The sequence below is a fragment of the Wenjunlia tyrosinilytica genome, from assembly GCF_014646055.1.
Taxonomy (GTDB): domain Bacteria; phylum Actinomycetota; class Actinomycetes; order Streptomycetales; family Streptomycetaceae; genus Wenjunlia; species Wenjunlia tyrosinilytica.
Genome location: NZ_BMMS01000020.1, coordinates 113,935 through 134,281, shown reverse-complemented (window position 1 = coordinate 134,281; position 20,347 = coordinate 113,935). Strand labels below are relative to the sequence as shown.

Below are 20,347 nucleotides of genomic sequence, written 5' to 3'. Positions count from 1 at the left end.
GTTGTCGGACATGCCCGAGACACACACGGATGTGCTGATCGGTCGTCAGGACGAGATACGCCGGCTCGACGCCGTGCTCCGAGGCGCACGGGAGGGCCGGGGAGGCGCCCTGGTCCTGCGCGGTGAGCCGGGCATCGGCAAGAGCGCGCTGCTGCGGCATCTGGACGAGGCCGCGACCGGATTCCTCGTCATGCGGGCGTCCGGCGCGGAGTTCGAGATGGAGCTGCCGTTCGCCGCGCTGCACCAGTTGCTCGCGCCCGCCACCGGTCGGCTGATGGCGTTGCCCGCGCCGCACCGCAAGGCGCTGGAGATCGCTTTCGGCCTCGACACCGGCACACCCGATCCGTTCCTGGTCGGCGTCGCGTCGCTGGGCCTCCTGGTGGAGAGCGTGCGGGAACGCCCGCTCCTGTGCGTCGTCGACGACGCACAGTGGCTGGACCAGGCGTCGGCCAAGGCGCTGGCCTTCCTGGCCCGCCGGGTCTCGGCCGAGTCGATCGCCCTCGTGTTCGCGGCGCGCGAGCCGAGCCGCCTGCCCGAGCTCGACGAGCTGCCCGGCCATTCGCTTCAGGGCCTTGGCGAACCGGATGCCCGCGCTCTGCTGGCCGCGGCGATCGGCGCCCCGTTGGACGAGCGGGTGCGCGACCGCATCCTGGCCGAGGCGCGCGGCAACCCCCTCGCGCTGGTGGAGCTTCCCAGGACCGCCGGACTCGCCGGGATGGCGGGCGGATTCGCCCAGCCCGACTCGGTACCCGGCGTGATCGAGCAGAGCTTCCGGTCCCGGCTGGAGCTCCTGCCGACGGCGGCCCGGCTGCTGGTGACCGTCGCCGCCGCCGACCCGATCGGCGACCCCGGTCTGCTGTGGCGTGCGGCCGAACTCCTGGGCATCGACGCGGCTGCCGCCGCGCAGTCCGTCCCGCTGGTCGAGTTCGGCACCCGGATCCGATTCAGCCACCCCCTCGCCCGCTCGGCCGCCTACCGCGCCGCGGCGCCGGAGGAGCGGCGCAGGGCGCACGAGGCGCTGGCCGCCGTGACCGACCCGGTCGCCGACCCCGACCGGCGGGCCTGGCATCGCGCCCAGGCCAGTGCCGGCCCGGACGAGCAGGTCGCCGCAGAGCTCGAAGCCTCCGCCGCCCGCGCCCGGGAACGCGGCGGAGTCGCGGCGGCGGCGGCCTTCCTCGAACGCTCGGCCGCGCTCACGGTCAGCCCGGTCCGACGCGCCGAGCGGGTCCTCGCCGCGGTCCAGGCCAAGCTCTCGGTGGGCGACTTCGACACGGCGGCCGACCTGCTCACCACCGTCCGGACCGACGATCCGAGCCAGGCCGCCAGGGCCGACCTGCTCCGCGGCAGGCTGTCGTTCGCCCGCCGCCGGGGCGACGAAGGCCCCACGGCGTACCTCCTGCGTGCCGCCGCCCGGTTGGCGGCCACCGACCCCGCCTGGTCACGGGAGTGCTTTCTGGACGCCATCGAGATGGGCCTTCTGCTCGGCGGCCTCGACCACGTGGTGGAGGCCGTCAGGAAGGCCCCGCCGTCGGGCGAGCCGGGATCCGGCGCGGCGGCGGTCCTGACCGGCCTGATCAGCCTGGTCGCCGACGGGCATCCGGCGGCGGGGGAGATCCTCGGGCCGGTCGTCGGCGACGCCGACGACGAGGTGTGGGCCAGGCGGCCGTCACTGGGCTTCATGGTGGCCACCGAGCTGTGGAACTTCGACGCCCTGTACGGCATCGCCACCCGTGCCGTCGCGGCAGGCCGCGAGTCGGGCTCCTTCCACGCGCTGCCCATCGGACTGGCCATGCAGGCCACCGCGACCGTGCACACGGGCGACTTCGGTGCCGCGATGGAGCTGATCTCCGAGGAGGAGGCGATCGCCGACGCCACCGGCGCGGCACCGCTGGTCTACCCGCGCCTCCACCTGGCCGCGATGCGCGGGCGGCGCAAGGATGCCGTCGAACTGTTCGCGTCGGTGGACCACCGGATGAGCCTCAGCGTGCAGTGGGCGACGGCCGTGCTCAGCAACGGCCTGGCCGACTACCCGGCCGCGCTGAAGGCGGCGAAGCAGGCGGTCGAGTACGGCGCCGTCGGCACAGCGGGCCTTGCCCTGCCCGAGCTGGTCGAGGCGGCCATGCGGTGCGGCGAGACCGAGGTCGCCGCCGCGGCCCTCGCGTCCCTCCAAGAGCGCACGCGTGCGGGCCGGCAGGCGTGGGGGCTCGGCGTCGAGGCCTGTGCGCGGGCCCTGGTGACCGAGGACGAGTCCGCCTACCAGGAGGCGATCGGCCTGCTCGACGACAGCGCACTGGTCGTCTACCGCGCCCGGGCGCAACTGCTGTACGGGGAGTGGCTGCGCCGCCAGGGCCGACGGCGTGACGCCCGGTCCGCGCTGCGGTCGGCGCACGAGTCGCTGTCCGACCTCGGTGTGGAGGCGTTCGCCGAGCGCGCCGCCGGCGAGTTGCGCGCCACGGGTGAGCAGGCCCGCAGCCGCACGTCGAAGGCATCGGACCAGCTGACGATGCAGGAGGTGCACATCGCACGCCTGGTCGCCGACGCCGCCACCTCCAAGGAGGTGGCGGCGAAGCTGTTCCTCAGCCCGCGGACGGTCGACGCGCACCTGCGCAACATCTTCCGCAAGCTCGGGCTCACCTCACGCAGGCAACTGCGAGACCTGCCCGACATTCGCTAGCCGCATGGTGGTGGCCGCGGCATCGTGCCCGTTCATCGACTCCACGGGGCCGGGCCGGCTCAGCCCGTGCTTGGCCCGGTTCGGTAGGCACCGGAGACGCGCTGGACGATCTCGCGGTCGTCCACCGGCCGGAGGGTGACGGACAGCCGGACCCCGGCCACCTCCACCTCCGTGTCCGCGTGCCGCAGCACCCGGCGTGGGCGGGCTTCGCCGGCGCGAGGGCGGTGCTCTCGTGACGAGGCGGAGTGCCATGACGAACACCGACATGAACCCCGCCACTGCACCTGCAACCGCAGTGCACCCCCGCGGTGCCCCCGGTGAGCGACGTGGGGCATCCGTCGATACACGACCGACGGTGTCAGCGGGAGATCCACGGTGAGGCCCATGTCTGACCAAGGGTGGAGTCGTAGAGCAGGACCTGGCACGCCCCTTGGCTCCCCACCTGGAAGACGTAGGAGTATTCCTTGAATGCAATAACGGGGAAGGATCCGGCATCGCCAAACCAATGGCCGTTCGCGCAGGTCAGGGTGAAGTCCACCGTGTGCCCACTCATTTCCGAGGTCACCCACACCTGGGCGTCATAGCCGTCCGGAACGGACCGGATGCACACGTGCGAACGTCCCCCGGGGCCCGCGTTCTTGTTGCAGTGCCAGGTGTCGGCGTGGGCGGGGGACGCGAGGGACAACGACGCCGCGGCCAGGCCGAGGCTTGCGGTCAGGGTGGCGAGTACCCGCTTGAGGCTTGCCATTGAGGCTCCCACTTCACTTGTGGATTGATGGTCCGACCCGGATGAAGCTATGTGGTGTGGCTGCTCGGATCACCGGCACGATCCATGCCCGCAACTGATCAATGAGGCTGATCCCTTGGGGGCGGACACCAGCCAATGGATGTTGAAGGTCCCTGGCTGAGACCCCGACGGAACGCGCCTTCGTCCGTTCTCGGGCGGGGAACCCGCCTCCGAGGGTGTTCTGCCGTCCTCACACGCGGGGCAGTCAAGGAGTCAGCTCCGGCAGGTGTGTCGACGTCAACGGCTGCAGCGCCACCGAGGTGCGCCGGGCGTCGTTCCTCGCGGAAGCCTGTTCAACGGTCGCCGGTGGGGACCGGAATTGCACCTCCTTCTGTCATGAACACTTGTGGATACTCGCCCGCACTGTCGAGTGGGCAACGCATTCATCCACACTCGGCCCACGGAGACCAAACCTTCGGCCGGGCGTCGAGCAGTGAGGAGTGATCAAGTATGCAGGCATTGTCCCGTGCAGGAATCGCCCTGGGAGGTGCGCTGTTGATAGCAACGCCTACCGCGCTTCCTGCAGCGGCCGCAACGCCGGACGACAGAGGTATCTGCGTCAGCAAGCAGGGCTGGGGCGAACTCTGCATCAAACTGGATCCCCGCGGGTACGACATCTCTTACTACAAAGCCGCGAATCCGATCCATCAAGTCAACAGGCTCGACTTCAACCTCGACTGCGCGAACGGCCGGTGGTTCGGTGACGATGGTGCGTTCACACAGTGGAGCAAGACGTGGCGGAGCTTCACATTTGCTGTCGGCAACCAGGGGAGCTGCTGGGGTGTGCTGATCAACATCGAGACGGGCCAGACCATGGAGACGCCGGCGGTCGGATGATCGGGTCCGGTCGGCTCCTCATTTTGGATTCCGTCCTGCCTGCAAGAAATTGCGGGCAGGACGCAGTCCGTTGACGATCTCGCACACGGCGCACCCCACGACGGACGCGATCATCGTTTTGAAATCAGAGAAGTTCAGATCAAATGCAGCCTACTCAACTGTCTCGAAGAACCCTCGTAGCGCTCCGCGACAAGATGGCGAGTACCCGCGAGGTTTCCATTGACGATATTTCGCACCACTGGCAAGAACTTTTCCATCTGCGAATCGGGCGGCGCTGAGGGGTTCAAGAGGAGGCGCGCTCTTTTGCGGAATTCGATCACGTAGGAATTGTATTGGGAAATTGCTTCGAGAACTGCCTGGTCGTACGACCTCGAAGAGCTGCTTCGCAACAGAACGGAATTGATGTCGACCAGGGTCCCGTTGTGACCAGGAGTTGCCCGGCCGGTGTTGGCCGAGTGGATGTTGGTCGAGTCGGTGTTGATCGAGCCCAGATCGTTCGCCAGAATGACCATGCGAATTGCGAGGTCGACCAGTCCATCACATACGGATGAGTGCCGACTCGAAAGGTCAATTCCAAGCAGCGAGATCCAGCAGGAGACGAGGCACGACACAAAGATCGTGTGCTTCCGCAAGGTGTAGTGGTCTTCGTATGCCACCGAGTCGTGGACCAGATCCTGCTCGGCAGCCATGCTGACTGCCCATTCATGGATGTTCGACTTGAGGTCCTCGGTGCCACAGTCATGTGCGGTCATCTCGTCCAGCAGAGCGACGAGACACTGCGCCGGCTCGCTGTTCGCCTGCTTGGTGTCCGCTTCAAGGAAATCCACGAACCCGGACAGGAGGCGGGTGCTGCCGTCATCGACGAGGAAGAACAACAGGCAGCATTTGGCGGCTATCAGGGCTTCGCGAAGTGACGCGTGCGGCGGCAAACAGAAGGCACAGAAAGTGGCGGCAATGTACGACTGCTCGACATGGCGTTCGGGAGAAGTACCACATGTGCAGGATGCCAGCGACCACCGCGCCAAGTTGTGAAACACCTCGGCGTGGAGTTCATCGACCAGCCGCGGCTCGTAGGCAGCGAGGTGGTCATTCATATGGCGGGACAAGACTCCGTATCGCCCTTCTTCCGCAATGGGTCGGTGGCGAGATGGCCCGCGCAGTCCGCCTGCATTGCTCGGGCAGCAAACAGAGTGGTAATCAGCGGAGAGCCGAAGTAGACCTGGAAACGACCCATCCGGTAATACGGGGCAGCAGGCCACGAGCCGTCGTTCCGCTGAAGGCGGGCAAGACGCTCCCTGCGCTGCGCTTGCCCGGCCATCATGCCCACGTTACTCGCAGAAATGATTGACAATGCCAGGTTCAACGGGTCTTCCGTCAGCCTTCCCGGTGCTGCGGAGATTTCCCGTCGAAGGGCTGAGGTAAACAGTTCGGAAAATCTACCAAATCTTGCGCAGAGCCTGGAGGCGGCATACAGAAATGCCTCGGGTGAGGGATAGTACCTGGTTCCGGAAAGGTATCTGCGCGAATTGAGGTGATGGCTGACATATCGAATCGTTGCGTCCATCACCTCGGATTCTACGGGGGTGGACGGGGCCTCCAGGAGAGAGAGGGTGTACAGTGCGTTGGCGCACGCCACCGCGTCATGCCTCCTGGCCCGGGGGAGAACTCTCCGGTCGGTGTCCTCCCAATAAACCAGGAGAACATGAGGATGGACTTCTCCCTTGCTCGGACGCGTGTTCCTCAGCGAGCAAGGGTCCGAGGCGCTCGCTCGAAGGAGGGCTTCCGAGCTGCTTGCGAGTTCCGCAACCGATATCAGGCCGTGTTCGTAAAGGGCCCCGGCCGCCATGGCGGTGCAGTCTGTGTCGGCTGCGAACTCCGGCACGTCCACGAAGAAGCTGTACCTCCCCTTTCGTCGACAGCTCTCGACCTGCTGGACGAAACGTTTTATCAGTGGCGGCGGCACGACTGTGTCGGGGCAGGCTGAAAGCATGAGCCCGATCATCGACGAAAAAGCCTCAACGCCGAAGTCGAATCCAACTTCAGTGGCCGTGCGCTGCCGGATGGCTGTCCGTGCGTCCGCCCGAGCGAAAGTATCCTTGAAGCGGCGATCGAATGACAATTGTGTCAACAATGACTCGCTGTCGCGGTCCGTGGAATATTCTAGGAAGCCGCGGGCTCGATGGAGCGACCGCTCGGCAATCTTTGAGTTGACCGACATGACGCGCTGTCACCGCCCATGGGTTCGACGGGCCGTGATGCGGACAAGTGACCTGCGCGGACTCAGCACGAATGAGATCGATGCCCGCCCTCTGTGCGTGGGATGGGGTACCAGGTCCCAGCCCGAGATGATGGAGGCCAGCACGAGTGCCGCCTCGGTCATGCCGAAGACGTCCCCGATGCATTTGCGGGCGCCATGTCCGAACGGAAGCAGGGCATTGCGTGGTCGCTTCGTCACGCTTTCCTTCAGCCACCGGTCGGGGTTGAAGCGTCCTGGATCGGGAAAGATGTCGGCCCGTTGATGCAGGATGTAGGGACTCAGCATGATGGTGCTGCCGGCTGCGATCTTCCTGCCGAGCAGCTCGGTATCCGCAGTCACGTTGCGGGTGAGCATCCAGACCGGTGGATGCAGCCGCAGGCTCTCCTGCAGAGTCTGCACAGTGAATTTCAGGTCGGGGAGATCTTTGAGTTCCGGCGGCTTTCCAGCCAGCACGTCGTCCACTTCCTGGCGCAAACGTTCGTGGATGTGTCGTCGTTGGGCTACTTCTGTCAATGTCCAGGACAGAAGGGCCGCGGTGGTCTCCATGACAGCCAGAAAGAAGACGGTGACCTCGTCGTAGATGTCCGCATTGGAAATTCCTTCGTCGGCACCAGGCGCCGACGAATCCGCGTCGCCCAGGTTCAACAGAACGGACATCAGGTCACCGCAATTCACCCCGTGCGAGCGGTATTCATGAATAATTCGATCGACCAGGTCTCGGATTCGCTGGTTGGCGCGATTGTAGCGAATATTGGCAGGCAGGGGCATATTATTGAGAAGGGTAGGAGCAACCGTACGCCTGAACAGACTGTCCATGACCACTATTGTGTCGTCCAGCGCTTGGCTCAATACAAGGTCCGGCTGCATATAGGAAAACATCGTCAGGAGTCCTGCGCGGGCAGTGATCAGTTTCATCTCGGAAAATAGGTCGAGATACTGTCCATCACGCCACGAGTCCATCACCGCCGACACCTGCTGGGTAATCACCTGGGAATAGGCAGTGAACTGGGACGGATGAAAGGCTGGTTGGACAATTCGCCGACGCGTCCGGTGGTCGGCGTGCTCCATGACAGCAAGCGCTCGGGGGCCGGTCACTTCCTTGATGCGGTCAAAGAGCAGCCCTCCTTTGTCGAAAGTGCGGTCGTCCCGGAAGACGTGCAGCATGAGGTCGGGGTCGCAGACTGCGATCCATTCGAAGGGGCCGACATTCACTCTGACCAGGTCACCGATTTCGGGCAAGGAGGACAGAAAGCGGAGCGGATCTCGCAACAGCGCGCCACCGTGGCCGAGCAGAGGCCGTGAACCCGGGGCGGTCGGAATCGAGGGCGGATCGATCATGACGCGTCCTTTGGTGTGGAGTGCCGTGTTGCCGGGCGAGAGGGCGCGCTCGATGACACAGCGGCAGGTGTTCAGACCGGTGCCGTGTCGTGTGCCCTGGGCGAGAGATGAGGGCTCCGCCCTCATCCTGACCGATGCATGGAGGGTGACGGCGCTGAGGCTAGGCGGTGTGGTTGCTCAGTCAACAGGTATGAACGGTGCTCGAATGTGCTCACTTCGGCACCTGGCTCCGTCCGCGATCTGGTTCGCCTCCAGTCTGCTGAAGCACGGGGGATTGTCGGCGACGGCTGGGACTCGGCAGTCCTCATCATCGGTGAGCCGATCAACAACGCGGCCCTGCACGGGCGGGCCGAGATGACTCTCTGTTGAGTCCGGTCGAGCGGGAGCCGAGCATTGAGGTCACCGACGTCGGGACAGCGGGACAGCGGGACAGCGTCCCCCGTCCGCATGCGGTGAGGCCGTGGGTGAGCACTGGCGGGGGCTCGCCATCGTCGATGGTCTCGCGGTACGTGTGGAGTGCCGGCAGGTGCGCGAATTGGTCCTGTGAAGTGGGCAGTGGGGGCAGAAGCGGTCAACCGGTCGCGCATGGACTCTTTTGGGCCCAAGGCCCACGGTGCGTGCTCCCGGCCGGTGAACCCGGGACGACCAGCCCGGCGTACGCGCGCAACCGCTCGCGGGCGGTGGGATCCGGGGCGATCCGCAGCATCGCGTAGTGGTGGGCGGCGCCGTCGAGCGTGGGGATGTGGCGGGCCGTCAGCCGGGTGCCGGGCCTGATGCGGCCGGTCAGTACCGCTTCCGCGAGCAGGTGGTGCACATGGACGAGATAGTCGGCGCCGGACACGCGGGCCGTGGCCACGTCGAGCTGTGCTTCTGCGGTCAAGGGTGTTCCGGGCACGCGGGCGGTCATGGTCGGTGGGAGGGCGGGCAGATCGGCGGCGGGGAACAGTTTGAGCAGGCGGCGCAGCGCGGTCTGCTCGCTCGCCGGGGCCGGTGCCGTCCAGGCCATGGAGCTGTTGTCGCTGATGTGGTGGAACCGGAAGCGGGAAACGAGATTGGCGGGCCTTCCCGCCAGGAACACGGTCCTGGTGCAGGCCTGGAGCCATGTCTCGCGCAGATTCCCCGGCAGGCTCGTCGCATAGTCGAGGGCTGATTGTGCGAACGCGGCCGGATCGAATTCGCGCATCACGACGGTCACGGTTGTCGTCGGTGCCTGCTGGAGCGTGGCATGCCATCCGGCCTTCTCCGGGATGTCGGCGCCTGGGCCGAGTCCGGCGTGGGCGTTCTTGATCCTGCTGATGGCCTTGGTGCGCAGGTATTGCTGGGTGAGCATCGAGAACCTTGTCCGGGGTCAGCTGTAGACGGCGTGGGCGAGCGGGTGCAGGGGGACCCGGCGGTGGCGGGCGAGCAGCGCGGACGTGAGCCGGTAGGGGTCGACATGGGCGCGGCCGCCGGTGTGCCGCCGCAGGAACGCGGCGACGTCCTCTGCCGCGTCCGTGTCGGCTTGGGTGTCGCCGGCTCCGGCTCCGGCGAGGAGCTTGGCCGCCCGGTCCACGGTGCAGCGCAGCCGATCCATGCGGAACGACTGGTGTCCGCTCTTGCCGAGCCCGGCGATGAAATACAGCCGCATGCCGAGCCTCAACGCCTCGGCCGGTGCGTGGTCGCCCAGCTCATCCGCCAGCCCGGCCAGCGTGTGCCGACGCTCGACGCCGTGGCGGCTGGAGCGTACGACGTTGTCGACGGGCACGCGATCGAGGGCGACCCGGTGCACGGTGGCGCCGAGTGTGGTGCAGATCTTGTCCAGCAGGATGTAGTCCTCGGTCAGCTCCCTGTCGTGAACGAGCACGACCCTCTCGTACCGGGGGAGCAGCGGGATCAGCTCGCGCAGCGCGCAGGCGAGGTAGTTGGGGTGGCCCGTCGGGGTGGCGATGGTGCGAAGTGGCAGGCCCTGGGCGGTGGCGTCGAGGAAGACCGGGCCGCCGTCCCGGCGCATGTCGAGGCACAGCCCGTGGCGGGCCAGCAGGTCGACGGCTTCTTCGAACCGCAGGCCAGGGGGGCGTACCTGAGTGATTCCCGGGTCGTGCAGGCCCAGCCAGGCGTAGTGGCCGACCCACAGGTCGAGCACCCTTCGGCTGACCGGGTGTACCCAGCCGGAGTCTTCGACAGCCTGGATGTACGGGCGAAGCGCCTGCTCCGGCGTCGGCCGTTCCCTGGCCTCTGCCTGGTAGCCCACGTAGAGGCGGCCCACGTCGTCCTCCGTGCAGGTGGACGCGTCGACGTCGGGGCAGGCCCGGTCCAGGTACTCCCAGAATCCGGCGGTCTGCCGGGTGGTGTTGTACGTGGTGTGGCTGTACAGGTAGTCCGCATCGGTCAGCAGCCGGGTCGCCCGGTACATCGTGTCCACCCACAGCAGCCCCTTGACGTGGCTGAGCCCGAGCGCCTTGGTGGGTGTCACGGTGACCGGGGCGATGAGCACCTTCATCGACAGAGGTCCTCCGGTCCGTGGCCAACAAGCGCGGGAGCGCACCCGGCGCCGCTTCCGCCCGGCACTGTCGCAGCCGTCATGTGCGCCGCCCGTGAACGAGGAACACCCGCTCCACGTCCGGCACGTCGCGCGGGTGTACGGCGTCACGCCAGCGCCCGTAGTCGGCGTGCTCCTCTCCCGGCTGCACGGCCTGAGCCTTGATCCCGTGCTCGGCGAAGAAGGCCTCGGGCTCGTCATGGCCGAACAGCCAGGGGCAGCCCCACCGGTCGAAGGCATCGAGCAGCGGCTGCATCGCGGGGGAGGTGAAGGCGGTGGCGCTCACGATGTCGGCGGCCACCAGGCTGCCGGGCGCGGACGCCTTCCGCACCTGGTCCAGTACCCGTCTGGCCTGCTGTTCGGTGATGTAGTAGAGCAGACCTTCGAGCAGCCACACCGACGGCTCGTCGGGCCGGTAGCCCCTCTCCCGCAACCGGGCGGACCAGTCGTCGTCCAGCAGGTCGACGCCCAGGGTCCGCCGGGTGACTCCGGGGGACACCGAAACGACCTCGAGGGCGGACTCCTTGGCGGCGAGCACGGCCGGGCGGTCGAGTTCGTACAGATTCACCGGCCCCGGCCACGCCAGCCGATAGGCCCGTGTGTCCATACCGGCGGCGGCGAGGACGACCTGGGCCGGGCCGCCTCCCTGATCGACGGTGGCCTTCACCAGGTACTCGTCGAAGAACCGGGTCCTGATGGCGTTGTAATCGAAGGTGCTCGTTACCTGGCTACCGGGTTGGGTGCTGCTGGGCCGGGTGGCATCGGCGACCTGGCCGAACAGGTCCCAGCCGAGTGCGGTGGCGAGGTGCGCGGCGTACGGGTCCTCGTAGAGCCGGTCCTCGCGCAGGTTCTCCTGGGCACGCAGTGCCGAGGTGAGCAGGGACGTCTTCGCCACGGCGTCAAAGGCTTCCATCGTGTTCCTCTCAGGCCCTCAGCGGTTGCCGAGCAGGCGCTGCCATGCCGCATCGTCGTGTTGGAAGACGCGGTCCTTGACCTGGGCGGGGCGGATGCCGGAGGCGACCCTGTCCTGCCATTCCCGGGCGAACGCGCCCGAGGCCGTGCGGTGGACGACGAGCGGACGCAGCCGCTGCTCCGCCCGGGCCGCACGGTAGAGGGCGGACACCGTGCCGAGGGAGACGTCCAGGGCATCGGCGAACATGCGCGCCTCGCGGTCCGACCAGGGTGTGAACGGCTCGACGGCGAAGACGTATCCAGGGATCGCGGGGGCCGCGCCCGGGGCGCCGGGGGCGTCGGGGGTGACGGTTCGGCAGGTGGCGTTGCGCGCTTCGAGTCCCGTCGAGGCCAGTGCCGAGCGCAGTGCCCGCACCACATGGGACTCGCGCAGCCGCTCCCCGGCGGCGTCGCTGACGGTGCGCCGCCCGGCGTACTCGACCCGCGGCACGCCCCTGACCCGGTCGACCACGCGCACCACGTCGCCCAGGGCATAGCGGTACAGGCCGCCCACATGGCTGATGATCACATGGTACTCGCGTCCCGGCTCGAGCTCCGGCAGGAGCAGCGTGGCGCTGTTGGGACGGATCTCCTCGTCGGCGTCGATGAACTCGTACAGGCACGCCGTGACCGCCAGCGGCCCGGCCGTGGCATGCCGGTCCAGAGGGACGGCGACGAACCCTTCCGAGGCGGCGACAGGGGCGGGCAGGGCGCTCACCTGCGGCCCGAAGGATTCCCTGAGCCTGGGCAGATACAGCGAGGCCAGCCCTGTGGTCCAGCAGAACAGCAGCTGCATGCGGGGCCACACATGCGCGGGGAGGGGACCACCGGCGCGCTCGGCGAGGCGATCGAGCTCGGCGGAGCGCACCGGGTCTGGAGTGGAGCCGCGACGGCCGTCGACGGTTCCTTTGTGCAGGTCCTTCATCAGCCGCGGCCACCACTGCTCCAACTGGAACGGCAGGGCGGCGACCATGGCCGGGTTGATGCCGATGACACAGCGGACATCGTGTGCGATCGCGTGCCGGAGCCGGACGTAGCAGCGTTCGAGGTGGTCGCCGGCGTCCACTCCGGCGGGCAGGACGCTCCAGGGGGCCCGGCTGCCCGGCTCGGCCGACAGCGGCTCGCCGAACGCGGTGGCGAAGTCGACCTGACTGGCCCCCAGGTGGGGCTGTCCGGAACGAGTGGTCCCGGCGATCGGCGCCGGATCGTGCTTGAGGTTGAGCGTGGCGTCGGGGCGGGCGACGGCGTCCGGGAAGTGGTCGACGACGTTCGCCCAGGCCGCGTAGTAGAACGGGAAGAACGACCGCTCCATGAACCGGCGGGTGATGGGGATCCGCTTGCTCTCGCCGGTGCTTCCGCTGCTCTTGAAGAAGACGACGGGCGCGTCTGCCGACAGCACGCGCGGTGTTCCGGCGGCCGCGGCTTCGATCCAGGAGGCCAGGGCGTCGTAGTCGGCGATGGGGACGGTGGCGCGGTACTGGTCGACGTTCTTCATCCGGGAGAAGCCGTGCGCCCGCCCGAACGCGGTGTCCGCGTTCTCCGTCAGGAATCCCAGCAGGGTCTCGTGCTGACGGGCGGGGGCGTCATCGAGCGCGTTCCACAGCCGTTCCCGCTCCTGGTGGACCCGCTCGCGGTAAAGGGATAACGCAGAAGGCGCCGCGGGGCCCTTGGTTGATTCGGAGACGATTTCAGTTCACCGCCGACTTCTCTATCAGGCGGGTCGTCGACTCGACGTCCTCGCATGTGTCGAGGATGTGTAGGTCGAGACCGGCCACTTCCATGAGCATGGCGCGGCGCAGATCCTCCTGCAGATCCATGAATCCGGATTTGGTCGGCCGCTCGCCGTAGTGCTCCATGGCGTTCACCGAGGCCCCGTGGCCACTGCGCTGCCAGGCCACATCGGGTGGGACGTCCAGGTAGACAACCCTGTCGGGGCGGGGAAACGAGCGCCACCAGGAGAAGAGCGCCTCATTGGCATGACCCAGCAGAGCGCACTTCGAGAGGATCTTGAAGTAGTAGGAGTCCATGATCAAGGGCATACCTCGCGGAGCGGCGAGCAGCTGGTCACGCAGATGCACTACGGCGACCTGGAGCAGGGTGAGCAACAGGTCGGACGAGTATCTTCCGGCCGGCGCACAGAGTCCCTCCGCCATGAACTCTCGCTGAACTTTTGCCACTAGGCGATGGTTCGGTTCGGTGAACGCCTTGTCGTAGGAGACAACGGTGAAATCCTGACGGCCCGCCAGGATGCGTAGCGCGGATGACTTGCCCGAGTAGTCGGGGCCGAGCAGCACCGTGAAGGGCGCCGCGCGCGCGAGTGTGGGCCAAGACAGGATTGTGTTGCTCATGTACACGCAAATTTCTCCATGAAATGGAAGGGGCCGGGCAGCCGACGCGCACGACAGTTCGAGAAGTCGCCCGCCAAGTCTACCGCCGTTCTCGGGCTCATCCTCACGTCTGCTCGGGCGGGTGCGCAGACAAGCCAGGGGTGCCCGCCAGGGACGGGCACCCCTGATCCGCTCTCAGCAGTTGGCCGGTGTTTTCTCCGTTATCAAGTTGATGGCGCCGCTGTCCGCCGGCCCGTTGACCTCGACGTTCCTGACGTACCAGTAGTAGTGGCCGTAGTAGCGGTAGCCGAAGTGCAGCTCGTAGGTGCCGCGGACCGACTGCCGTACCGGGGCAACGAAAATGTTGACCGCGCGCTTCGGGCTGAGCTCCTGCAACATCCTGTCGGTCTTGCCCTTCTCCCAACCCCACTCGCGGTTGTACGCCACCTTGAAGCCGACCTTGAAGACTTCCCCGAATCCGGCCTCGGCGCTCATCTCCAGGCCGACACTGTTCTTGGTGGTCTGAAGGGTGGACCACTCTATCCAGCGGGTCATCTTGTCGTCGGTGCAGTTTGTCGCGCTGCCGGCCAGTTCCCTGGCACCCGTGTAGACGGTTGGCGATCCTTCGGGATGGAAGTCGCACACGTCGGTCTTGTGGCCGCACGCCTCCAGGAGTGCCCGTACACCGGGGCTGGACTCAGCGGCGAGTGCCTGCTTTTGGTGCTGTCCGCCGTTCGCGTACACCACTCCGGCGTCGCGCGCGGCGCTGCGGGCTGCGGAATCGGAGGCGTTGGCGCTGGGTGCAGCCACTAGACCTGCGAGGAGAACCATGCCGGCCAGAGCCAGCAGCCTTGGATGCGGATTCATGATCGGGTACGACCTTTCGGATTGGCCTGTGGGAGATTGGCTTCGGATGAGGTCCCCGTGACCTCTGTATGCCTACTCCAGCTCTATCCTGACGGCGCGGTTGTTGATGTAGTTCCCGACATCGGGGGTGTTCGTCTTGTACGGTCCTTCGACCGCACCCGACTCCTTGAACAGCTTGATCCAGCAGTTCGCCCAGGGCTGTAGAGACGAGACTCTGTTCGCCCAGCCGATGCCTTTGAGGTCTTGGCTGAAATCGAGGCCGTTGCCGTCCTTGCAGGGGCGTGGCGTCCACACGGTGAGCGAAGGCCCGGTGTAGTTGGCGTAGTCGTAGAGCGTTGCCGCGATGACGTATCCGGAGGCCGACTTGGTGGATGCCAAACGCTGCTGGAGCCCCTGGTCGTCGGCTGCGGCCCGCGCGCTGGTGGGAGCGTTGTTGATCCGCCCGCCACTGGCGAAGGAAATCGCCTTCCGGAACGTGTCGAAGCAGGTGACCTGGACCGCTTCCGGGGTGGCCACGCAGTGCGGTGCAGTCGCGGTACCCGAGTCGGCGTTGGCACCGCCGGCACTGGCGTGCGTGACTGAAAGGAGCGTTGCGGCGAGCGTTGCAGCGATTGCTGTGAGAGTCTGGTGACGTTTCATCACTGAGCCTCGGCTCTGGAGGTTGTGCAAAGAACGCGTTGCCGCCGTCCCCGAAGGGCGGCCGCTGCGAGCCAGTTACCCGCTGCCGGCCAAGGACGTCGCCTACCGGATGCTTGGAAGCACGCGACATCGGCCGTTGCTGGTCTGGCAACCCAGTGCTTTTGCCAGCAGCACCTTCCCAGTACCGCGTGTTCACCTTCCAGTCCAATAAGTGCTCAACCTCTGCTCGCTTCCGCTTACAACCAGCCGCACGACGAGCCCGTCGAGACAGCCGGCGTGAGCTGGAGCCTGCTGGGGTGCCCGCTCATAGGGCCAGGCGATGAGCGGCGCATCCTCGAGCTCACCGGCGCCTAACCCAAGTCATACGATGATGGCCCACGGCATGGGCGGCATGCAGACTGCCGCACCGCGGGGGCCGGGCCAACGGCTGCGGCGCTTGTGGACGGCTGCGGCCGGACAGGGAAACAGCCTCATTGAGACAAGGGTTCAAGCATGGATGCCGTCGATGACTGTTTGGCTGTGCGTCTGAGATCGGCGCGGGATCGGTCCTTCGTGGGCCGGTCGGAGGAGTTGGAGAAGTTCCGGGCCGCGCTCAGGCATGAGCCCGGAGCGCCCGTGGTGTTCTATGTGCACGGTCCTGGAGGCGTGGGGAAGACCACGTTGCTGCGCCGGTTCGCCGACGAGGCCGCGCAGGCCGGACGGTTGGTCGTGCCTGTCGACGGACGGCAGATCGATCCCTCCCCGACCGGTCTCGAAACCGAGGCGGCGAAGGCTGCCTCGTGCCGGGAAGCCGTGCTGCTGATCGACTCCTTCGAGCACTGCGACGGATTGGAGGGCTGGCTGCGGGAGCGCTTCCTGCCCTCCTTGCACGAGCGCACCCTGACCGTGGTGGCCGCACGTGTGCCTGCCAGCATGGCCTGGTCGTGCGACCTGGCATGGAGCGACTCTCTCGAGGTCCTCAAGCTGGGGCCGCTGGACTGCGGGACGGCGGCGGCCTTTCTCGCCGAGCGGGGCGTGCCTCCCGAGCTGCGTGACGGCGTGCTGGCCTTCGCGGGCGGGCACCCCCTGGCACTCAGTCTGGCCGCCTCCGCCGGCGCTTGCACCCCTGCGATGCGGTCCGCCTGGACTCCCACCCCGGATGTCATCGCCGAACTGCTGGACACCTTGATCGGTGAACTCCCCTCACGGCATCACCGCCTGGCCCTGCAGACCGCCGCGCACACGATGACCACGACCGAGAGTCTGCTCGGTGCCGTGGTGGGTGAGGAACACGCCGCCGAGACCTTCGACTGGCTGCGCCAACTGCCCTTCTGCGACTCCGGCGGCCACGGGCTGGTGCTGGACCAACTGGTCGCCGAGGCGCTCGACCGTGATTTGCGCTGGCGAGACCCGCAAGGCTACGAGCAGATGCACCACCGGGCGGGCCTTCACCTGCTGCACCAGGCCCGCACCGTGGCCGAGCCCGATGCGATCCATGCCGTGCGCGCGCTCGCCTACCTCAAGCGGTACGGCCCCATGGAGCCCTACTTCAAGGACGTCGCCCACGAGGCAGAGACAACCGAGCAGGCGCTGCACCCGCGCGACCACGACGCCGTGCTGCGGATGACCGAGCAGACAGAAGGCCCCCGCTCCGCGCACATCGTGCGGTACTGGCTCCGTCGGCAGCCGACGGCATTCTGGGCGTACCGCAGTGCGGGGTCGGGCCGGCTGGTGGCCTTCATGGCCTTGCTCCGGCTGACCGCACCCGGCGACGAAGCGGACACCGACCCCATGGCGGCGGCCGCCTGGGAACACATCGAACACCGAGGACGGCTGCGAGCGGGCCGGCACATGTGCATGGCACGGTTCATGGTCCACCCGCAGGCATACGGAAAGGTCTCGCCCGTCGGACTGCAGATGCGTCTGCGGATCTGCAAGGACTGGATACGGTCCCAGGGACTGGCCTGGTCCTTCGTCGCCACCCCGCACGCTCAGCTGTGGGGTCCGCTCCTGCGCCACCACGGGCATCCGCCGCTGGCGCAGACACCCTGGGACGGCGGGCGCACGCTCACCCTGTTCGGGCGCGACTGGCGCACCACACCCGCGCAGACCTGGTTCGACCGCACCCAGCCGGGCCCGCTGCACGAACCAGCCGTGACGCACGAGACCAGCGACGGCGAAACCCCGTTGAACCGTGCGGAGTTCGACAGCGCGGTGCGTGAAGCCCTGCGCCACCTGCACGACCCGGTCGCACTCGAGAAGAACCCGCTGCTGGCCAGCCGCCTGCTCCCCAAGCCCACCCACCCCCAGGACGGCGACTGCGTGACCGCCCTGCGGAATCTGATCTGCGAAACGCTCAATTCGCTGCTCGACAACCCCCGCCAGACGAAAATGCACGCCGCCGTAACGACCACCTACGTCGCACGCGTACGGACCCAGGAGGCCGCGGCCAAACGGCTCGGCCTGCCCTACAGCACCTACCGACGACACCTGAGGCAAGGAACCGAGCGTGTCTGCGAACTGATGTGGTGGCGACAGACCTCACCCAACCCCCTCGACGCCGACGCGACCAGGGTTGACTCACCCCGGCTCACTGAGCACGAGTGAACAGCCATGAGTGCACAGGGCGCGGAGACTCACCCCAGCATCTGGTCCGGTGCCCAAGTTGAGCAGTTTTGAGCATGGATCAGGTCTGGTGACCGGGTAGCCGCGGTGCATAGCTTGATCCCCGTCACACCCTCCACCCATGAGCGAAGACGGAGTCCCCATGGCAAATATCAAGCGGACGTTCGCCGTGCTAGCTGGAAGCATCGGCCTCCTGGCGGCGTCGCTGACCTTCGCATCCTCTGCCCACGCCGGTAGCAGCCACTGCTACTTCGCGGGTCCTGCCAGTGCGTCTGACCTGTGCATCTACCGCGATCCAACCGGCTACCAGGCCTATCTGTTCGCGGACGAGGACCTCAGAGGGCACACAGTGGACTTCAACCTCGTATGCGACAACGGCCGATGGGCCGGTGACTTGGGTGCCTTCAGTGTCGGGGCGTACCGCAAGTACACCTACGTCTTCGCGGTGGGCGATCAAGGCAGTTGCCACGTCCGCCTCACCGACATTACCGTCAACAAGTCGTGGAACTCACCGAGCCTTAAGTGGTGAACCACCTGCCGGCGCCGAGGGGCTCATCCCTCGGCGCGGCGTGGCATCAGGAAGTCCGTGGACGAAAGGGTGCCCTCACCCGGCCGCTTCGACCTGTTCGGCACATGAGGCAGCCCTGCTGAGGGCGGACGGGTGCTCCGCACACCCCTGGGGGGCGGCGTGCCGTCCTCGACCAGCACCCGCTTGGGCCAAGGGGGACAGTCGGTTCTCCCACGGTGACCGGACGCTCTCTTGGATCGTCGCAATGTGGACTCCATCTTGCCCGAGGCGGACCTGGGCAAGATGGAGTCCCGCCGTCATGGCCGCAGGGTGGGAGGGAGCCGTCCTGTGACGGGCGTGCCGTGGAGTTCGTGCTGCCACAGCGAGGCGCGCACATGTCTGACAGCCGCGGTGAGGTGCCTTCGGTACGTGCTGAAAGGCAGTCCGAGCCGTAGGGCGGCCGCCTGCTGAGTGGGAGCTCCCCGGACGTACAGGGCCGTCAGGGCGCGGTGCCCTCTGGTGCCTCCGCGCTCCAGGAGGAGTGCCTCTATAGCGGTGGTGAGAACGCTGTGGAGATCGGTGTCGTGCTCGGCCACGATCCGGCACTTGGTGAGCGGACTCAGCTCGAGAAGCTCGGGTTTGTGGAGATTGCGCAGGGCCTCGCGCACTGCCTCGTCGAACTCGGCATGACTCAGAACCGTCAGCGGGGCGCGGCTCGGCTCGGCGCGTCTCAGCGGGGCGACGGCGGGTGGGCGCTCCAGCCAGCCGGCAGCCGGATCGGTCCGCCAGTCCTGGGCACACAGGCCGTAGCGGCGGGCACCGACTTCGACCCACTGCTCGATGGGCGGCATGCCGAAGTGCGGTGCCGCGGTGCCGGGCAGCGGGTCATGGTTGAAGACCGCGAAAGCCCATCCCAACCTCTCGGCGCGCAGACTCTCGCCCAAAGCACGCCTTTGCATCATGTCGAGCAGTGACGGTGCCCCGTCGCACGACGGGGAGGCCACGGCGAAGCGTGCCACCGCGATGTGTTCACCTGTGCGCAGAGGTGCGTGCGTCCGCGCGTGTTCCCAAGCGGCATGGACGATTGGGTCCCAGTCCGTGTCGTCAGGGCTTGCCAGTCGCAACCATGTGGAGAAGCCGAGGATTGCCCGCTGCCCGACCGAGCGGTGCACGCAGAAGGCTGTGGGGTTGCGGTCGAGCCATCGGGCGACGAGGGCGGCCGTTGCCTTGCCCTCGGCCCGGGCAGCCAGCTCCAGGATTTCTTCGCGATCACGTGGAGCGTAGTGCGCTTCATGGACCTGTTGTGCGGGTCGGGGCGGGCGAGTGCGGAAGGGTTGGGAGAGGAACAACAGATCGTTCACCGCTTCGGGCAGTTGTGCTTCGGAGGCGGTGCGCACCCGGGAGAGCAGGACGAGCCGGAGCTTGGCGACCAGGTCGGTGAATGTGTCGGGATCCCGCCAGGCCAGGTCCCGTCTCAACGCGGCACGCACGGCGTCGAACGGATACAGGCCCCTGGCGACCGAGGTGATGAAGGGCCGCGCGCGCAGCCAGGTGAAGAGGCGGTGCGCATCACCGCCCAGGACGGCGCGAAGTAAGGCCTCGGAGGTGACTGGCGCAAGGGCGCAGACGTCCAACGCCTGACGAGCGGCCGAGGATGGGTTCTCCCCAAGCAAATGAGGAAGCGCCCTGTCGATGACTGCCTGCTCGGCCTCCCACCGCGGGCCGGAATTCCGGGCGATGCCGGGGGCAGCGGCCAGTGACAGAGCCAGTGGGCTCCCCCCGGTTACGGACAGCACCGCTGCATGCTGCTCCTCCGGGACGCCTTTGAGTGTCAGGAGGCGGCTGGATTCCGATTCGGACAGCTCGGACAGGGGGAGCACACTCAGCACCTCCGCCCAGCCGGAGTCCGCAGTCCAGTGGACGTCGGGGGCATCACGGCCCGCCAGAACCACGGTCATCCCGAGTGGGGCCCGGTGGAGAAACTCTCCCATGAACCAGGTCTCCATGGCCGGGCACTGTTCGAGGGAGTCGACGAGGAGT

16 protein-coding genes are annotated in these 20,347 nt (G+C 67.1%); 4 read left to right on the top strand and 12 right to left on the bottom strand.

The genetic code is table 11. The annotated features are described in order from the left end of the window. Positions 1–10 precede the first annotated feature (10 nt). Positions 11–2,674, top strand: a complete 2,664-nt coding sequence (locus IEY86_RS22690) for a helix-turn-helix transcriptional regulator (protein WP_189133651.1) — start codon at positions 11–13, stop codon at positions 2,672–2,674. Positions 2,675–3,032: 358 nt separating this feature from the next. Here the strand turns inward: IEY86_RS22690 and IEY86_RS22685 are convergent, their stop codons facing one another. Continuing rightward, positions 3,033–3,422, bottom strand: a complete 390-nt coding sequence (locus IEY86_RS22685; RefSeq protein WP_189133650.1) for a hypothetical protein — start codon at positions 3,420–3,422, stop codon at positions 3,033–3,035. A 489-nt stretch (positions 3,423–3,911) separates the two neighbouring features. On the opposite strand from IEY86_RS22685, the gene IEY86_RS22680 reads away from it, so the two are divergent. After that, positions 3,912–4,298 (top strand): hypothetical protein, encoded by a 387-nt coding sequence (locus tag IEY86_RS22680; RefSeq protein ID WP_189133649.1) that lies wholly within the window; start codon positions 3,912–3,914, stop codon positions 4,296–4,298. Between the two features lie 134 nt (positions 4,299–4,432). Here the strand turns inward: IEY86_RS22680 and IEY86_RS22675 are convergent, their stop codons facing one another. The 10 genes from IEY86_RS22675 to IEY86_RS22630 form a co-directional block, all read right to left on the bottom strand. After that, positions 4,433–5,392, bottom strand: a complete 960-nt coding sequence (locus tag IEY86_RS22675) for a terpene synthase family protein (RefSeq protein ID WP_189133648.1) — start codon at positions 5,390–5,392, stop codon at positions 4,433–4,435. Continuing rightward, entirely contained in the window at positions 5,389–6,516 is a 1,128-nt protein-coding gene (locus IEY86_RS22670; protein WP_189133647.1) for a hypothetical protein, read from the bottom strand. Before IEY86_RS22670 ends, IEY86_RS22675 begins: the two co-directional genes overlap by 4 nt. A 9-nt stretch (positions 6,517–6,525) precedes the next feature. Then, the gene (locus IEY86_RS22665) at positions 6,526–7,893 is read right to left on the bottom strand and encodes a cytochrome P450 (protein WP_189133646.1); all 1,368 of its coding nucleotides are present in this window, start codon (positions 7,891–7,893) and stop codon (positions 6,526–6,528) included. A 571-nt stretch (positions 7,894–8,464) separates the two neighbouring features. Then, on the bottom strand, positions 8,465–9,223 hold the full coding sequence (locus IEY86_RS22660; protein ID WP_189133645.1) for a DUF6182 family protein: 759 nt from the start codon (positions 9,221–9,223) through the stop codon (positions 8,465–8,467). An 18-nt stretch (positions 9,224–9,241) separates the two neighbouring features. Further along, complete coding sequence (locus IEY86_RS22655; RefSeq protein WP_189133644.1) at positions 9,242–10,372, bottom strand: hypothetical protein; 1,131 nt, start codon at positions 10,370–10,372, stop codon at positions 9,242–9,244. 79 nt (positions 10,373–10,451) lie between these two features. Continuing rightward, entirely contained in the window at positions 10,452–11,324 is an 873-nt protein-coding gene (locus IEY86_RS22650) for an SAM-dependent methyltransferase (protein ID WP_189133643.1), read from the bottom strand. 18 nt (positions 11,325–11,342) lie between these two features. Beyond that, positions 11,343–13,049 carry a GH3 family acyl-acid amido synthetase gene (locus IEY86_RS22645; RefSeq protein WP_189133689.1) on the bottom strand — a complete coding sequence of 569 codons (1,707 nt, stop codon included), beginning with the start codon at positions 13,047–13,049 and terminating at the stop codon, positions 11,343–11,345. A gap of 1 nt (position 13,050) precedes the next feature. Then, positions 13,051–13,716, bottom strand: coding sequence for a hypothetical protein (locus IEY86_RS22640; protein ID WP_189133642.1), 666 nt, complete (start codon positions 13,714–13,716; stop codon positions 13,051–13,053). A 168-nt stretch (positions 13,717–13,884) separates the two neighbouring features. Continuing rightward, entirely contained in the window at positions 13,885–14,499 is a 615-nt protein-coding gene (locus IEY86_RS36640; protein WP_229698671.1) for a hypothetical protein, read from the bottom strand. Positions 14,500–14,628: 129 nt separating this feature from the next. After that, on the bottom strand, positions 14,629–15,195 hold the full coding sequence (locus tag IEY86_RS22630) for a hypothetical protein (RefSeq protein WP_189133641.1): 567 nt from the start codon (positions 15,193–15,195) through the stop codon (positions 14,629–14,631). Positions 15,196–15,714: 519 nt separating this feature from the next. On the opposite strand from IEY86_RS22630, the gene IEY86_RS22625 reads away from it, so the two are divergent. Together IEY86_RS22625 and IEY86_RS22620 are read left to right on the top strand one after the other, a co-directional pair. Next, the gene (locus tag IEY86_RS22625; RefSeq protein ID WP_189133640.1) at positions 15,715–17,781 is read left to right on the top strand and encodes an ATP-binding protein; all 2,067 of its coding nucleotides are present in this window, start codon (positions 15,715–15,717) and stop codon (positions 17,779–17,781) included. Positions 17,782–17,941: 160 nt separating this feature from the next. Continuing rightward, a complete protein-coding gene (locus tag IEY86_RS22620; protein ID WP_189133639.1) occupies positions 17,942–18,328 on the top strand; it encodes a hypothetical protein in 387 nt (128 codons plus the stop codon). A 296-nt stretch (positions 18,329–18,624) separates the two neighbouring features. On the opposite strand, the gene IEY86_RS22615 is transcribed toward IEY86_RS22620, so the two are convergent. Then, entirely contained in the window at positions 18,625–20,298 is a 1,674-nt protein-coding gene (locus IEY86_RS22615; protein WP_229698670.1) for a hypothetical protein, read from the bottom strand. Positions 20,299–20,347: the final 49 nt, after the last annotated feature.

Bases quoted from the DNA above. Each gene is read 5' to 3' on its own strand.
- IEY86_RS22690 (WP_189133651.1), top strand. From the start codon at position 11: ATGCCCGAGACACACACGGATGTGCTGATCGGTCGTCAGGACGAGATA.
- IEY86_RS22685 (WP_189133650.1), bottom strand. From the start codon at position 3,422: ATGGCAAGCCTCAAGCGGGTACTCGCCACCCTGACCGCAAGCCTCGGC.
- IEY86_RS22680 (WP_189133649.1), top strand. From the start codon at position 3,912: ATGCAGGCATTGTCCCGTGCAGGAATCGCCCTGGGAGGTGCGCTGTTG.
- IEY86_RS22675 (WP_189133648.1), bottom strand. From the start codon at position 5,392: ATGAATGACCACCTCGCTGCCTACGAGCCGCGGCTGGTCGATGAACTC.
- IEY86_RS22670 (WP_189133647.1), bottom strand. From the start codon at position 6,516: ATGTCGGTCAACTCAAAGATTGCCGAGCGGTCGCTCCATCGAGCCCGC.
- IEY86_RS22665 (WP_189133646.1), bottom strand. From the start codon at position 7,893: ATGATCGATCCGCCCTCGATTCCGACCGCCCCGGGTTCACGGCCTCTG.
- IEY86_RS22660 (WP_189133645.1), bottom strand. From the start codon at position 9,223: ATGCTCACCCAGCAATACCTGCGCACCAAGGCCATCAGCAGGATCAAG.
- IEY86_RS22655 (WP_189133644.1), bottom strand. From the start codon at position 10,372: ATGAAGGTGCTCATCGCCCCGGTCACCGTGACACCCACCAAGGCGCTC.
- IEY86_RS22650 (WP_189133643.1), bottom strand. From the start codon at position 11,324: ATGGAAGCCTTTGACGCCGTGGCGAAGACGTCCCTGCTCACCTCGGCA.
- IEY86_RS22630 (WP_189133641.1), bottom strand. From the start codon at position 15,195: ATGAAACGTCACCAGACTCTCACAGCAATCGCTGCAACGCTCGCCGCA.
- IEY86_RS22620 (WP_189133639.1), top strand. From the start codon at position 17,942: ATGGCAAATATCAAGCGGACGTTCGCCGTGCTAGCTGGAAGCATCGGC.
- IEY86_RS22615 (WP_229698670.1), bottom strand. From the start codon at position 20,298: ATGGGAGAGTTTCTCCACCGGGCCCCACTCGGGATGACCGTGGTTCTG.